This is a genomic window from Micrococcus sp. Alg238-R198 (assembly GCF_900537135.1).
Taxonomy (GTDB): domain Bacteria; phylum Actinomycetota; class Actinomycetes; order Actinomycetales; family Micrococcaceae; genus Micrococcus; species Micrococcus luteus.
Genome location: NZ_UNRH01000001.1, coordinates 312,092 through 324,917 on the forward strand (window position 1 = coordinate 312,092; position 12,826 = coordinate 324,917).

Sequence of the window (12,826 nt, forward strand, 5' to 3'; positions counted from 1 at the left end):
GGCCCCGGTCAGTGGCGGATGCCGCCCGCGGGGTCGTCCAGGAAGTCCGCCGCGTCCTCGACCGCCTTGGAGGGCCCGTGCAGGGCGCCCCGGCCGTAGGCGATGTCCAGGTTCTCGACCGTGAGCACCTCCCGCGGCGGGCCGGAGGCCACGACACGCCCGCCCATCAGGACCACGTGGTCCGCCTCCGCGGCCTCGTCGAGATCGTGGGTCGTGTAGACCACGGACACCCCGCGCGTCGGCTCCTCGTGGAGGAGGTCGTCGATCGTGCGGGCGGAGACGATGTCGAGGCCCGTCATCGGCTCGTCGAGCAGCAGCACGTCGTGGTCCTGGGCGAGGCCCTGGGCCACGTAGGCGCGCTGGCGCTGGCCGCCGGAGAGCTGGTCGAGGTGCCGCCGCGCCAGGTCCGCGACCTGCATGCGCTCCATGGCGGCCCGCACGATGTCCCGGTCCTCCTTCCGGAACCGGCGGAACCACCCGAGCGTGGGGTACCGGCCCATCCCGACGACGTCCCGCACCGTCACCGGCACGCCCTGGGGCGCGCCGATGGACTGCATCACGAAGGAGGTGCGCTGCGAGCGCCGCCGCGGGTTCTCGCCGAGCACGTCCAGCGCACCGGAGGCCGGGTCGCTCAGGCCCGCCAGGGCGGTCAGCAGCGTGGACTTGCCGGAGCCGTTGGGCCCGATCACCGCGATCAGCCGCCGGGCCGGCAGGGTGAAGTCGGAGGGCCGGACGGCCACGTGCGAGCCGTGGCGCAGTTCGAGCGCCCGGGCGACCGCGAGGGGAGGCGTGGCCGCCGCGGCGCCCGCGGGGAGGGACGCGTTCATCGGGCGACCTCCGCTCCGGGCAGGGCCACGACCGGCACCTCCTGCTCACGCTGCGCGCGCGAGCGCACGTGCCGGCCCAGGAGCGCCAGCACGGCGGCGCGGACGGCGAGCACGACGAAGAACAGCAGGATCGGCATGAGCGCCATGGTGGCCGAACCCGCCGTGCCCAGCCGGTAGCTGAGGGTGAGCCCGGTGACGACGCACGCCGCGCCGATACCGACGGAGACGAGCATCATCTGGGGGACGCTGCGCGTCAGCAGCGCCGCCGTCGCGGGCGGTCCCACGAGGAGGCCGAACACGAGCACGGTGCCCACCGCCTGGAACGAACCGATCACGGCCGCGCCGATCATCACCAGCAGCAACGTGTGCGTCAGCCCCGGTCGCATGCCCAGCGAGCGCGCCTTGACCTCGGAGAAGCTCAGCGCCAACAGGGGCCGGTAGAGCAGCAGGGCCAGGGCGATCACCACGACGGCGATGACCGCCTGGGTCACGATGCCGTCCACGCTGACCCCCAGCACATCGCCGAACAGGATCGACGTGAGCGAACCCGTGTAGGAGTCCGACTTGGAGATGATCACCACGCCCAGGGCCATCATCCCCACGAAGAGCAGGCCGATGGCGGTGTCCTCCTTGAGGGTGGTGGCCCGGTGCACCAGCGAGATGCCCGCCATCATGACGACGGCGGCCACCGCGGCACCGAGGTGGGGGCTGCCGCCGGTGACGACCGCCAGGGCGATGCCCGGCAGGACACCGTGCACGAACGCGTCCCCGAAGAAGCTCATCCCGCGCAGCACCAGCCACGTGCCCACGACCGAGCACATCACCACCGCGATGAGTCCGCCGACGAGGGCACGCTGCTGGAAGCCCATCTGGAAGGGTTCGAGCAGCCAGTCCATCCTCAGCCCTCCAGCGCGTCGGCGAGGGTGCGGGCGTTGAGGAGCATGGCCTCGGCGTAGTCCGCCTCCGGGGTGTCCTTCGGGCCGACGCCGCCCTCGTAGACCTCGATGACCGGCAGGTCGCCGGCCTCCTCGGCCACGGTGTCCACGAGGCTGTTGCGCGCGCCCACGGACGTGATCACGGCGTCTGCGCCGCCGTCGCGGATGGACCGGGCGAGCTCGGCGATCTCCTGGGAGGAGGGCTCGCCGTCGGTGGAGCCGCCCGGGACGACGACGCCGGACACGGTGAAGTCGTAGGCCTCGCTGAAGTAGCCGTAGGCGTCGTGGTCCGTGACCAGCGTGCGGCGGTCCTCCGGGACCCCGGCGAGGATCTCCCGGACCTGCGTGTCCGTCTGCTCGAGCTCCCCGCGCACGGTCGCGCCGCACTCGGCGAACCTCTCGTCACCCCGCTCCTGGGCGAGCGTGTCGCCCATCAGCTCGGCGGCCCTCGCCATGCGGGCGACGTCCATCCAGACGTGCGGGTCCTCGGACCCGTGGTCATGGCCCTCGTGGCCCGCCCCCTCCTCGGCGTGGTCATGGCCGCCGAAGGGCAGCGGATCCAGCTGGGGCGCCACCTCGACGACGGTCGCGCCGTCCGCCTCGGCGTTGGCGAGGGCGGACTCCATGCCGCCCTCGAGGCCGAGGCCGTTGGAGAACACGAGGCCGGAGGAGACCATGTCCTTCACCTGCGCGGACGAGGCGGAGAAGTCGTGCGGATCATCCCCCGGGCCCATCACCGTGACGCTGCGGGCGTCGGCGCACGCGACCACGCGGTCGAGCACGGAGCCGAGCTGCGTCGTCGTGGCGACGGCCACGGGCGCGCCCGCGGCCGAGCCGGACCCGGCGGCAGCAGAGGCGCCCGCGGCCTGCTCGCCCGCGGAGTCGCCGCTGGTCCCGCCGCACGCGGCGAGGCTCAGGGTGAGCGCGGTGAGGGCCCCGGTCAGGGCGGGCAGACGACGGCGGCGGAGCATGGGGCGACCTCGTTCGTGTCGGGAGGATGTGTGAAATCGGTTCTCAACAGTAGCACCGCGCCGCCCGCGCGACGCTCACGCGGGCCGGAACCGACGTGGCGACTGCGTCACGTCGTTGATCTCCCCGACGAGCTCCTCGAGCACGTCCTCGAGGAAGAGGATGCCCGCGGTCTCGCCCTCGGGCGTGATGACCCGGGCGAGGTGGGAGCCCGTGCGCTGCATGAGCGCGAGTGCGTCCTCGACCTCGTCCTCGAGCCGCACGTTGGCCAGCGAGCGCACGCGCGTGAGCGGGATCGGCTCGTCGTGTCCCGACGGGCCCACGGTGAGGACGTCCTTCAGGTGCAGGTAGCCGGTGTAGCCGCCGTCGGGGTCCTCGACCACGAACCGGGAGAAGCCCACGCGGCCCACGGTCCACTCGAAGTCGTGCGGCGTGATCCCCTCGGGGACGGTGACGACCCGCTCGAGCGGCACCATCACGTCCCCGGCCCGGTGGTCCGAGAACTCGAGGGCCGAGTGCAGCACGCCGGACTCGTCCTCCAGGGTGCCCGAGCGGGTGGACTCGGCCACGATCGACTGCACCTCCTCGAGCGTGTAGGAGGAGGCCACCTCGTCCTTCGGCTCGATGCGCAGGGCGTGCAGCACGAGGTTGGCCGTCCAGTTCAGCGCGGCCACGACCGGATGCAGCAGCTTCGAGAGCCACACGAGCGGCTGGGCCAGCAGCATCACGGCGCGGTCCGCGAACGAGACGGCGGCGTTCTTGGGCACCATCTCGCCCAGGGTCACGTGCAGGAAGGTGACCACCAGCAGCGCGAGCACGAAGGCGGTCACGTCCGCCGCCGCGGACGGGACCCCGAGGGCGGCCATCGGGACGACGAGCAGGTGGTGCAGCGCCGGCTCGGACACGTTGAGGATGAGCAGGGAGCACACCGTGATGCCGAGCTGGCAGACGGCCAGCATCTGGGAGACGTGCTCCATCGCGTAGAGCGCCACCTGGGCCTGGCGGGAGCCGGCCTCGGCCCGCGGCTCGATCTGCGCCCGGCGGGCGCCCATGACGGCGAACTCGCCCGCCACGAAGAAGGCGTTGGCGGCCAACAGGACCACCAGCCACAGCAGTCCGACGACGTCCCCGTTCATGCGCGCGTCTCCTCGTCCTCAGCGGCCGGGTCGAAGCGCACGCGCTCGATGCGGCGGCCGTCCATCCGCTCGACCGTCAGGACACCGCCGTCCACGTCCACCACGTCCCCGACCTCCGCCAGGCGCCCCAGTCGGGCCAGGATGTACCCGCCGACGGTCTCGTAGGCACCGTCCTCCGGCACCACGAGGGCCGGGATCTGGGTCCGCACCTCGTCGGGCCGCAGCTCCGCCGGGAAGTACCAGCGGCCGGAGGCCGTCTGCAGGACCCCCGGGGTGACGCGGTCGTGCTCGTCCGCGACCTCGCCGACGATCTCCTCCACCACGTCCTCGAGCGTGACCACCCCTGCGGTGCCCCCGTACTCGTCCACGACGACGGCCATCTGCAGGTTCGCGTCGCGCAGCTCGGCCAGCAGCTGGTCCAGGTGCACGGTCTCCGGCACGCGGATGACCTCCGTCATCAGTGCACCGGCCTCGAGGTCGGCGCGGCGCTCCCGCGGCACGGCCACGACCTTCTTCACGTGCACCACGCCGCGGATGTCGTCCGAGGAGTCGCCGATCACGGGGAACCGCGAGTAGCCGGTGCTGCGGGCCAGGTCCAGGACCTCGGGCAGAGCCTGGTCCTCCCTCACCGTCTCCACGCGGATGCGCGGGGTCATCACGTCCGCGGCGGTGCGGTCCGCGAAGCGCAGCGTCCGGTCCAGGAACGTGGCGGTCTGCGCGTCGAGCGTGCCCAGCTGGGCCGAGCGGCGGACCAGCGAGGAGAGCTCCTCGGGGCTGCGGGCGCCGGAGATCTCCTCCTTGGCCTCGATGCCCACGCGGGCCAGCACGCCGTTGGAGAACCCGTTCAGGACCAGGATCGCCGGCTTGAACACGGTGCTGAACACGAGCTGGGGCCGGGCGAGTGCGCGGCCGATCGCCATGGGCTCGGCGATGGACATGTTCTTGGGGATCAGCTCGCCGAGGAGCATCGAGAGCAGGGTCGCCACGACCATCGCGACGACGAGCGAGACGGTGCCCACCACGCCGGCCGGCAGCCCCACCTGGAGCAGCAGCGGGTCGATGAGCCGGCTGATCGCCGGGTCCATCACGTAGCCGGTGAGCAGTGTGGTCAGAGTGATGCCCAGCTGGCACGCGGAGAGCTGGGTCGAGAGTGACTTGAGACAGCGCAGCAGGGGCTCGGCGCCGCGGTCACCCGCGTCCACCATGCGCTGCACGGTGGGCACGTCGATCGCGATCATGGCGAACTCGACGGCCACGAAGAACCCGGTGCCCACGATCAGGGCCAGGCCGAGGATCAGCAGGAGCCACTCCACCCGACCTCACCCCCTCGACGGCGGGCCGGGCGGCGGTGCGGGGCACCGGGACTGGAAGGCTCCGATCCGGCCGCGTCCGCGTGGGCGGACGAGCGGTCTGGCACACAGGTGTCAGGGTGATCCATAGTCCGCCCAGTATAGGGGCGTCAGGCCCCGGCGGAACGAGCAGGGGCATGCGGCCGCCTCACCACGACGAGGCGACCGGCCGGCCCTCCTCGTAGCCCGCCGCGGACTGCAGGCCGACGACGGCGCGCTCACGGAACTCCGCCAGGTCGTGGGCGCCGGCGTAGGTCAGCGACGAGCGCACACCGGACGTGATGGTGTCCAGCAGGTCCTCCACCGAGGGGCGGCGCGGGTCCACGTACATGCGCGAGGAGGAGATGCCCTCCTCGAACATCGCCTTGCGGGCCTTGGTGAAGGCGTCCTCGTGGCGGGTGCGGTGCTGGACCGCGCGGGCCGAGGCCATGCCGAAGCTCTCCTTGTACCGCCGACCGTCCGGACCGTGCACGAGGTCGCCCGGAGACTCGAGCGTCCCCGCGAACCACGAGCCGATCATCACCGAGCTGGCTCCGGCGGCCAGCGCGAGCGCCACGTCCCGCGGGTGCTTCACCCCGCCGTCCGCCCACACGCGTGCCCCGAGCTCGCGGGCCGCGGCGGCGCACTCCAGGACCGCCGAGAACTGGGGCCGGCCCACCGCGGTCTGCATGCGCGTGGTGCACATCGCGCCCGGTCCCACGCCCACCTTGACGATGTCCGCGCCGGCCGCGACCAGGTCCCGGACGCCGTCGCCGGAGACGACGTTGCCGGCCACCACGGGCACGCCGGGGTCGAGGGCCCGCACGGCGGCGAGCGCGTCCAGCATGGTCCGCTGATGACCGTGCGCGGTGTCCACGACGAGCACGTCGACGCCGGCCTCGACCAGGACGGCGGCCTTCTCCCCCACCGCCCCGTTGATGCCGACGGCGGCGCCGACGCGGAGCCGTCCGTCGTCGTCGAGACCGGGCGTGAACAAGGACGAGCGCAGCAGGCCCGCCGCGGTGACGACCCCGCGCAGCACGGGGGCGGCGGTGCCCACCGCCGGGTCCACGACGGGGGCCATCTCCTGGTGCGCGGCGTGCAGGCGCTCGAAGGCCGCCCGCAGCGCGTCCTTGTCCGGGGCGCCGTCCGTGCCGCCGAGCTCGGCGAGCGTGAGGGTCACCACCGGAGGGTGCATGACGGAGGCGGCCGAGGTGAAGCGGTCCACGTCCTCGCAGTCCTGGGGGCGGACCACGCCGAGCAGCCCGCCGTGCGCGTCCACCACGCAGACGGCCCCGTGGTTGCGGCGGTCCACGAGGTGGAGCAGGTCCAGCACCGTGTCCTGCGGGCCGACGGTCAGGGCGGTGTCCGCCACGGGGTGGGCCGCCTTCACCCGACGCACGACGTCCCGGATGACGTCCGCCGGGATGTCCTGCGGCAGGATCCCGAGACCGCCGCGCCGGGCCATGGTCTCGACCATCCGGCGCCCGGTGACGGCGGTCATGTTGGCGGAGACCAGGGGGATGGTGGCGCCCGTGCCGTCATCCGGGGCGATGTCCACGTCCATGCGACTGGCGACGTCCGAGTGCGAGGGCACGAGGAAGACGTCGTTGTACGTCAGGTCGACGGCCGGGTCGGTGAGGAAGCGCATGGTGTCAGTCTCCCAGACGCGGTGGACGCCGAGAGCCCCCCGCGCGTCCGCCGGGAGCGGAGTCGAGCCGAGGCCGCGGCATTCCGACCGGGGGCGTCGAAGAACTATGATGTCTCGAGGCGTTCCCGGCCCCACGCGCGCCGCGCGGGTGGCCCGGCGCAGCACATCGCATCCCAAGGCTCAGGAAGAGGCGTTACACAGTGCCAGAACTCACGTCGGACCGGCTCGCACAGGAGTTCCCGGGGAACGAACGGCTCGTGGCCGAGATCTACCGGAAGTACCGCGAGGACTCCGGTTCCGTGGACCGGCAGTGGGCACAGATCTTCGCCCGTCTTGAGGCCAGCGCCCCCGCCGAGGCCGAGCCGAAGGCCGGCGCCCAGACCGAGCCGAAGGCCGCCGCCCAGACCGAGCCGAAGGCCTCCGCCAAGGTGACCGAGCCGAAGGCGGCGACCGCCCCGGCCCGGGGTCCGCAGCCCAAGGAGACCTCGGTCAGCACCGGCCCCAAGCCCAAGAAGACCCCGGCGGCCCAGGCCGTGCCCTCCGAGCCCGCCGACACCACCGCCACCACCGCGGACGAGAAGCAGGAGAAGGCCACCGTCCTCAAGGGCATGGCCAAGGCCGTGGCCACGAACATGGACGCCTCCCTGTCCATGCCCACCGCCACCACCGTGCGCGACCTGCCGGCCAAGGTGCTGATCGACAACCGCGTGGTCATCAACAGCCACCTGGCCCGCACCCGCGGCGGCAAGGTCTCCTTCACCCACCTCATCGGCTACGCCGTGGTCCGCGCGCTCGCGGCCATGCCCTCGATGAACGTGACCTACGAGGAGCGCGACGGCAAGCCCACCATGGTGGAGCCGGCCCACGTGAACTTCGGCCTCGCCATCGACCTGCCCCGCCCGGACGGCACCCGCGCGCTCGTGGTCCCCAACGTCAAGGCCGCCGAGACCCTCGACTTCCGCGGCTTCTGGAAGGCGTACGACGACCTCGTCCAGCGCGCCCGCAAGAACAAGCTGACGATGGACGACTACGCCGGCACCACGGTCTCCCTGACCAACCCGGGCGGCATCGGCACCGTGCACTCGGTGCCCCGCCTGTCCCAGGGCCAGGCCGCCATCATCGGCGTCGGCGCGCTGACCTATCCGGCCGCCTTCCAGGGCGCCGCCGAGTCCACGCTGCACGACCTGGCGATCTCCAAGACGATCACGCTGACCTCCACGTACGACCACCGCGTGATCCAGGGCGCCGGCTCCGGCGAGTTCCTGAAGATCGTGCACGGCCTCCTGCTGGGCGAGGACGGCTTCTACGACGAGGTCTTCCACTCCCTGCGCATCCCCTACGAGCCCGTCCGCTGGGCCCAGGACGTGCAGGTGAACCCGGAGGAGCAGATCGGCAAGGTCGCCCGCATCCAGCAGCTCATCCACGCGTACCGGGACCGCGGCCACCTGCTGGCCAACGTGGACCCGCTCGAGTACTCGATGGCCTACCACCCGGACCTCGACATCCGCGAGCACGGGCTGACCCTGTGGGACCTGGACCGCAAGTGGCCCACCGGCGGCTTCGGCGGGGCGAGCAGCCTGACGCTGCGCAAGATCCTCGGCGTGCTGCGTGACGCGTACTGCCGCACCATCGGCGTCGAGTACATGCACATCCAGGACCCGGCCGAGCGCGCCTGGTTCCAGGAGAAGCTCGAGCAGCCGTACGCCAAGCCCACCCGCGAGGAGCAGCTGCGCATCCTGGGCCGACTCAACGCCGCGGAGGCGTTCGAGACGTTCCTGCAGACCAAGTACATCGGCCAGAAGCGCTTCTCCCTGGAGGGCGGCGAGTCCCTCATCCCGCTGCTGGACGGCATCCTCGGCGACGCCGCCGACGCCGGGCTGGACGAGGTCGCCATCGGCATGGCGCACCGCGGTCGCCTGAACGTGCTGACCAACATCGCCGGCAAGACCTACAGCCAGGTCTTCCGCGAGTTCGAGGGGGCCACCCCGGGCGGCGCCTCGGGCTCGGGCGACGTGAAGTACCACATGGGCACCGAGGGCACCTTCGTGTCCGACGCCGGCAACAGCACCCGCGTGTACCTCGCCGCCAACCCCTCGCACCTGGAGGCCGTGGACCCGGTCCTCGAGGGCGTCGTGCGTGCCAAGCAGGACCGCCTCGATCTGGGTGGCCAGCGCCCGGACTCCTTCTCCGTGCTGCCGATCCTCGTGCACGGCGACGCGGCCTTCGCGGGCCAGGGCGTCGTGACCGAGGTCCTGCAGCTCTCGCAGCTGCCCGGCTACCGCACCGGCGGCACGATCCACGTGGTCGTGAACAACCAGGTGGGCTTCACCACGCCGCCGACCCAGGCGCGCTCCGCGGTGTACTCCACCGACGTGGCCAAGACCATCCAGGCCCCGATCTTCCACGTCAACGGCGACGAGCCGGAGTCCGTGGTGCACGTGGCCCAGCTCGCCTTCGAGTACCGCCAGCGGTTCAACAAGGACGTCGTCATCGACCTCGTCTGCTACCGCCGCCGCGGCCACAACGAGGGCGACGACCCGTCGATGACGCAGCCGCGCATGTACAACCTCATCGAGCAGAAGCGCTCCACCCGCAAGCTGTACGTCGAGTCCCTCGTGGGCCGCGGCGACATCACGCAGGAGGAGGCGGACAGCGCCCTGAAGGACTACCAGCAGCAGCTGGAGCGGGTCTTCGCGGAGACCCACGAGGACGCGCCCGCCTCCGGCGGGGAGGGCCTCCGCCCGGCCGAGGACCGGGACGCGGCCCCGGAGGCGCCGGCGTCCACGGCCATCTCGGCCGAGACGCTGCGGGCCATCGGGCAGGCGCACATCGACGTGCCCGAGGGCTTTACGGTCCACCCCAAGCTCGCGGCCCTGCTCGAGCGCCGCGCCAAGATGGCCGTCGACGGCGGCATCGACTGGGGCTTCGCCGAGCTGGCGGCCTTCGGCTCGCTGCTCATGGAGGGCGTGCCGGTCCGCCTGGCGGGCCAGGACTCCCAGCGCGGCACCTTCACGCAGCGCCACTCGGTGTTCCACGACCGGATCACCGGCGACACGTGGGCGCCGCTGAGGCACCTCTCCGAGGACCAGGCGAAGTTCTGGGTCTACAACTCGCTGCTGTCCGAGTACGCCGCCCTCGGCTTCGAGTACGGCTACTCCGTGGAGCGCTCCGACGCCCTCGTGCTGTGGGAGGCCCAGTTCGGCGACTTCGTGAACGGCGCGCAGACGATCATCGACGAGTTCATCTCCTCGGCCGATCAGAAGTGGTCGCAGACCTCGTCCGTGGTCCTGCTCCTCCCCCACGGCTACGAGGGACAGGGGCCGGACCACTCCTCCGCCCGCATCGAGCGCTTCCTGCAGATGTGCGCCGAGGACAACATGCGCGTGGTCAACCCCTCCACGGGCGCGAACCACTTCCACCTGCTGCGCGAGCACGCCTACGCCCGCCCGCGTCGGCCCCTCATCGTGTTCACCCCGAAGCAGCTGCTGCGCCTCAAGGCCGCCGCGAACTCGGTGGAGGACTTCACCGAGGGCGGCTTCCAGCCGGTCATCCCGGACGCCGGGGTGGACGCCAAGGACGTCACGCGCGTGGTGCTGGTCTCCGGCCGGCTGTACTACGACCTGCTCGCCCGCCGCGAGAAGTCCGGTGACACGTCCACCGCGATCGTGCGGGTGGAGCAGCTCTACCCGCTGCCGCTCGACGAGATCCGCAAGGCGCTCCGCGCCTACCCGGTCGCCGACGTCACCTGGGTGCAGGACGAGCCCGCGAACCAGGGCCCGTGGCCGTTCATGGCACTGAACCTCGTGCCGCAGCTCGACGGCCCCGTGACCCTCGTGTCCCGCCCGGCCTCGGCCGCGACCTCCGCGGGCACCAAGGGCCGCCACGACCAGGAGCTCAGCACGCTGCTGGACGCCGCCTTCGGCCGCTGACCCGGACCGACCCTGCGCCGCCGCCGCACCCTCCGGTGCGGCGGCGGCGCCGGATCGGCCGACGAAAGGACACACTGTGCACAACCGCCGGATCCGGATCGCCGCCGTCGGCGACCAGCTGCTGGCCGGTGCGGGCGACGCCCGCGCCATCGGCTGGTGGGGCCGCGTGCTCGCCCGCACCCAGGCCCCCGACGTGGAGCTGGAGAACTACGTGCTGGCCGTGCCGCACGAGACCACCGAGGACCTCAACGAGCGCTGGTGGGGCGAGGCCTCGCGGCGCTTCTCCGAGGAGACGGAGAACCGCCTCGTCGTGGCCCTGTCCGACGCGGACCTGGACCTGGAGGCCACCTCGACCGCCCGCTCGCGGCTGAACCTGGCCAACGTCCTGGACACCGCCTCGCAGCGGAACATCCCGGTGCTCGTGGTGGGCCCCACGCCCACCCTGGACGAGCAGCGCAACGCCCGGCTCGCCGAGCTCAACGCCGCCTACCTGGATGTGGCCGACCGGCGCAACCACGTGTACGTGGACACGTTCACCCCGCTGGTGGGCCACGAGCAGTGGCGCTCGGACCTGGCCTCCGGCCAGGGCCGGCCGGGCCAGGCGGGCCACGGGCTCATCGCGTGGCTCGTGCTGCATCGGGGCTGGTACCAGTGGCTCGGTCTGCCCGAGCCCACGGCCTGATGTGACAGAATGGACCACCGACCGACTCGTTGAAGGGAGACGTCATGAGCAAGCGTGCACGCAAGCGTCGCGACCGCCGCAGGAACGGCGCCAACCACGGCAAGCGTCCCAACGCCTGATCCGCTGATCGGCGTCGCGGACCGGCCGGGTGCCACCCGGCGACCGCAGAGACCACGAAGGGCCGTCCCCTCAGGGGACGGCCCTTCGTCATCGTCGGGGCGCCCGATCGGGTGCCCACGGGTCCGCATGTCGCGGTGTCAGCCCCAGGTGACGGTCGTCGTCGAGATCTGGGTGATGCGGGTCATGATGGTGGCCCGCAGCTGCGCGGGCGCCTTCTCCTGACAGCACCGACGCACCGCCGAGCGGATGAGCTCCTCGAGCTCCTTCTGGTGCCGGCAGTCCGGACACTCCGCCACGTGGGCGCGCACCTGCTCGATGTCCTCGGGCGTCAGGGCGCCGTCCAGGTACTGGTACAGCCGCTCCAGGGAGGCGTCCTGGGCGACGCGGCACTCATGGCCGTGCTGGTCCGCGGTCATCGCGTGGCCTCCTTCGTGCTCGTCTCGGTCTGCTTCGTGCCGCCGCGCCCGGTCTTCTTCTTCGGCTGGGCCTTGATGCCGCGCGCGGCCGCGTAGTCCGCGAGGCGCTCGCGCAGCTGCTTGCGGCCGCGGTGCAGCCGCGACATGACGGTGCCGATCGGCACGTCGAGGATCTCGGCGATCTCCTTGTAGGCGAAGCCCTCCACGTCCGCGAAGTAGACGGCGAGCCGGAACTCCTCCGGGATCGCCTGCAGGGCGTCCTTCACCTGGGAGTCGGGCAGCCGGTCGAGGGCCTCCGTCTCGGCCGAGCGCAGGCCACCGGAGGTGTGCTCGGCGGCCCGGGCCATCTGCCAGTCCTCCACCTCAGGGTTGTCCGCCTCGAGGGGCTGGCGCTGCCGCTTGCGGTAGAGGTTGATGTACGTGTTCGTGAGGATCCGGTAGAGCCAGGCCTTGAGGTTGGTGCCGGGCCGGTACTGGTGGAACGAGGAGTAGGCCTTCGTGTACGCCTCCTGGACCAGGTCCTCGGCGTCCTGCGGGTTGCGCGTCATGCGCAGCGCAGCGGAGTACAACTGGTCCACGAACTCGAGGGCGTCACGCTCGAACCGGGCACGGCGCTGCTGTTCGGACTCGGCGGCGACGTCGATGTCGGCGCGGTCGTGCTCGGGGGCGTCCTCGGGCCGGGCGAATTCCGGCCGGCTGTTGTCAGTGCTCATCGCGGGCCAGTCTACGGTCCGGGAGGGATGCGTCAGCAGGGCGGCGCTCATGCGGGGCTCCTCTCCGGCTGCGGTCCGCGGCGAGCGGGACCGGTGCGCCGACACGGGTACGGGGTCGTC

At 72.1% G+C, this 12,826-nt stretch carries 10 protein-coding genes; 2 read left to right on the forward strand and 8 right to left on the reverse strand.

Features of this window, described 5'->3' with window-relative positions:
- Nucleotides 1-8 precede the first annotated feature (8 nt).
- The 6 genes from G6R13_RS01405 to G6R13_RS01430 all read right to left on the reverse strand — a co-directional run bounded on the left by G6R13_RS01405 (nucleotide 9) and on the right by G6R13_RS01430 (nucleotide 6,846).
- On the reverse strand, nucleotides 9-827 hold the full coding sequence (locus G6R13_RS01405; RefSeq protein WP_163720911.1) for an ABC transporter ATP-binding protein: 819 nt from the start codon (nucleotides 825-827) through the stop codon (nucleotides 9-11).
- Entirely contained in the window at nucleotides 824-1,723 is a 900-nt protein-coding gene (locus G6R13_RS01410; protein WP_163720914.1) for a metal ABC transporter permease, read from the reverse strand. The genes G6R13_RS01405 and G6R13_RS01410 overlap by 4 nt, the downstream gene beginning before the upstream one ends.
- 2 nt (nucleotides 1,724-1,725) lie before the next feature.
- Nucleotides 1,726-2,733: a metal ABC transporter substrate-binding protein gene (locus G6R13_RS01415; RefSeq protein WP_041104319.1), complete on the reverse strand. Its 1,008-nt coding sequence runs from the start codon at nucleotides 2,731-2,733 to the stop codon at nucleotides 1,726-1,728.
- 75 nt (nucleotides 2,734-2,808) lie between these two features.
- Nucleotides 2,809-3,867 carry a hemolysin family protein gene (locus G6R13_RS01420; RefSeq protein WP_041104317.1) on the reverse strand — a complete coding sequence of 353 codons (1,059 nt, stop codon included), beginning with the start codon at nucleotides 3,865-3,867 and terminating at the stop codon, nucleotides 2,809-2,811.
- Nucleotides 3,864-5,180, reverse strand: a complete 1,317-nt coding sequence (locus G6R13_RS01425) for a hemolysin family protein (protein WP_060974335.1) — start codon at nucleotides 5,178-5,180, stop codon at nucleotides 3,864-3,866. Before G6R13_RS01425 ends, G6R13_RS01420 begins: the two co-directional genes overlap by 4 nt.
- Before the next feature lie 184 nt (nucleotides 5,181-5,364).
- Nucleotides 5,365-6,846 carry a GuaB1 family IMP dehydrogenase-related protein gene (locus G6R13_RS01430; RefSeq protein WP_049147194.1) on the reverse strand — a complete coding sequence of 494 codons (1,482 nt, stop codon included), beginning with the start codon at nucleotides 6,844-6,846 and terminating at the stop codon, nucleotides 5,365-5,367.
- 200 nt (nucleotides 6,847-7,046) lie between these two features.
- On the opposite strand from G6R13_RS01430, the gene G6R13_RS01435 reads away from it, so the two are divergent.
- Nucleotides 7,047-10,775, forward strand: coding sequence for a multifunctional oxoglutarate decarboxylase/oxoglutarate dehydrogenase thiamine pyrophosphate-binding subunit/dihydrolipoyllysine-residue succinyltransferase subunit (locus G6R13_RS01435; RefSeq protein WP_060974334.1), 3,729 nt, complete (start codon nucleotides 7,047-7,049; stop codon nucleotides 10,773-10,775).
- Between the two features lie 76 nt (nucleotides 10,776-10,851).
- Entirely contained in the window at nucleotides 10,852-11,457 is a 606-nt protein-coding gene (locus G6R13_RS01440) for a GDSL-type esterase/lipase family protein (RefSeq protein ID WP_004167659.1), read from the forward strand.
- Nucleotides 11,458-11,714: 257 nt separating this feature from the next.
- Here G6R13_RS01440 and rsrA read toward each other — a convergent pair whose 3' ends face one another.
- A complete protein-coding gene (gene rsrA / locus G6R13_RS01445; protein ID WP_060974333.1) occupies nucleotides 11,715-11,993 on the reverse strand; it encodes a mycothiol system anti-sigma-R factor in 279 nt (92 codons plus the stop codon).
- The gene (locus G6R13_RS01450; RefSeq protein WP_036314006.1) at nucleotides 11,990-12,706 is read right to left on the reverse strand and encodes a sigma-70 family RNA polymerase sigma factor; all 717 of its coding nucleotides are present in this window, start codon (nucleotides 12,704-12,706) and stop codon (nucleotides 11,990-11,992) included. Before G6R13_RS01450 ends, rsrA begins: the two co-directional genes overlap by 4 nt.
- Nucleotides 12,707-12,826: the final 120 nt, after the last annotated feature.

Coding starts and splice junctions, on each gene's coding strand:
- G6R13_RS01450 (WP_036314006.1), bottom strand. CDS start 12,706: ATGAGCACTGACAACAGCCGGCCGGAATTCGCCCGGCCCGAGGACGCC.
- G6R13_RS01410 (WP_163720914.1), bottom strand. CDS start 1,723: ATGGACTGGCTGCTCGAACCCTTCCAGATGGGCTTCCAGCAGCGTGCC.
- rsrA (WP_060974333.1), bottom strand. CDS start 11,993: ATGACCGCGGACCAGCACGGCCATGAGTGCCGCGTCGCCCAGGACGCC.
- G6R13_RS01415 (WP_041104319.1), bottom strand. CDS start 2,733: ATGCTCCGCCGCCGTCGTCTGCCCGCCCTGACCGGGGCCCTCACCGCG.
- G6R13_RS01430 (WP_049147194.1), bottom strand. CDS start 6,846: ATGCGCTTCCTCACCGACCCGGCCGTCGACCTGACGTACAACGACGTC.
- G6R13_RS01420 (WP_041104317.1), bottom strand. CDS start 3,867: ATGAACGGGGACGTCGTCGGACTGCTGTGGCTGGTGGTCCTGTTGGCC.
- G6R13_RS01405 (WP_163720911.1), bottom strand. CDS start 827: ATGAACGCGTCCCTCCCCGCGGGCGCCGCGGCGGCCACGCCTCCCCTC.